Origin of the sequence: Methanobacterium veterum, assembly GCF_000745485.1 — an archaeon.
GTDB lineage: Archaea > Methanobacteriota > Methanobacteria > Methanobacteriales > Methanobacteriaceae > Methanobacterium_D > Methanobacterium_D veterum.
Genome location: NZ_JQJK01000018.1, coordinates 1 through 1,780, shown reverse-complemented (window position 1 = coordinate 1,780; position 1,780 = coordinate 1). Strand labels below are relative to the sequence as shown.

At 33.3% G+C, this 1,780-nt stretch carries 2 protein-coding genes; both read left to right on the top strand.

Features of this window, described 5'->3' with window-relative positions:
- Window positions 1-216: transglutaminase domain-containing protein (locus EJ01_RS10195; protein WP_048192878.1), on the top strand; the 216-nt coding region annotated here is incomplete at its 5' end.
- Window positions 217-677: 461 nt separating this feature from the next.
- Window positions 678-1,780, top strand: a 1,103-nt coding sequence (locus tag EJ01_RS10190) for a putative glycoside hydrolase (RefSeq protein WP_048192877.1), incomplete at its 3' end; no start/stop codon positions are given.

Below are 1,780 nucleotides of genomic sequence, written 5' to 3'. Positions count from 1 at the left end.
CTTGAGAGAGCTGCAGGAATACCAGCACGATACGAACACGTTAAAGCTCAATTTTCAAGCGGTAGCTGGTATGGACACGTTATTGCACAAGTTTGGGTTAACGGCAAATGGTACAATGTAGATGCAACCAGCTATAGTAACACTTTTGGTGTTATTAAAAACTGGAATACTTCATCAGCAACGTACTACGGCACATATGCTACACTCCCTTTTTAGGCAAATTATAAACCTTTTTTCTTTTTTTCTTTTTTTGAAAATTTATTTGGAAAAATTTTAAATTTAATTTTAAATCTAATAATGAAAGTTATATAACCTTAAAAGAAAAATTTGATTAATATTTAAGCTTTTTATGTTTTTAAAACATTTTTAATCATCACTTATCTTTTTTAAAATTTAATTTGCAAATATTAGCAGTTATTTATAATTTATATACATTTTAATTATGTTCTAAATTAAAAAATACGGTTTTAAAAGTTTATTTTCACATTTTAAAACCAAAAGGTTTATATAATCTGTGAAAACGAAAATTACAGTGTCCATAAAATTTAAAAGGTTTCTAAACTTTAACAACATAATTATTTAAATTATGAACAAGTTTAGGCATATTTTTTGGATATGGAGGCGGTAAAATTACGAAAAAATCATTATTAACAATTTTACTTATTTTAAGTTTAGCAATGCTCAGCATAAACAGCATATCTGCCGCTACAGAAACTGGAAATACAACTAATGCAAGTGAACAGAATATAACTTCAAATGTAACAAACTCCAGCAACACAACAATTCAAAAATCTATGGATACTGCCAATACAACAAATTCCAGCAATACAACAATTCAAAAATCTATGGAAGCTGCTGGTGGAACCTCATACTCTAAAGTGAAATCAGTATGGATACCAAGTGACTATGTGGGCAGTTTAAACGTTGCGGCACTGCAAAATTTAGGAATTACCGATGTATTCGTTAAATCTAACTTAATTTCTACTCCATCATATTCAAGTGTCTTAACCGCTATTTTACAAAAATTAAAAGGTACTAATATACGAGTTCACGCATGGATCACGTGTTTCAAGGATGTAAACGGTGACTGGATTGATCCTGCAAATAAAACTCAACAAGATTTTTTAATTAACAGTATCACTGCTATTGTAAAAAATTACAACGTAAGCGGAATTAACCTAGATTATGTAAGATATTCTGGATCAGGGAGCAATATCGCTGGTGAAAGTGGAACAGCAGCAATAACTGCATTCGTGCAACTAGTTTACAATACAGTTAAATCCATCAATTCATCAGTCGCAGTTTCAGCAGACCTGATGCCCGAAGGCTCGGCTAATGCATACTATTATGGTCAAGATTACGCCCAACTTGCAAAATATCTTGATTTTCTAGTTCCAATGATCTACAAAGGCAACTACGGATACAACAGTTCAACAGGTACCAGCAGCAGCGGAAAAAATGGCACATCATGGATAGCCTCAACAGTGGCATATATAGTTAGCCAGAGTAATGGAACTCCAGTTATAGCAGGTTTACAGACTTACCGTTCAGATAAGAATGTAACAGCAATACCTGCAGGTGAATTACAAAACGACATAAACGCAGCAATAAACAACGGATCATCAGGATACGCACTATTCAGATATGGGCTGATTAGCAGTAGTTTTGGCATGGACAGTACCATACCGACCATTAAAAGCATCGACCCATCAAACAACTCAGTAAACGTACCAATTAACAAAGTAATTAAGGTCACTTTCAGCGAACCAGTAAAAGCAGG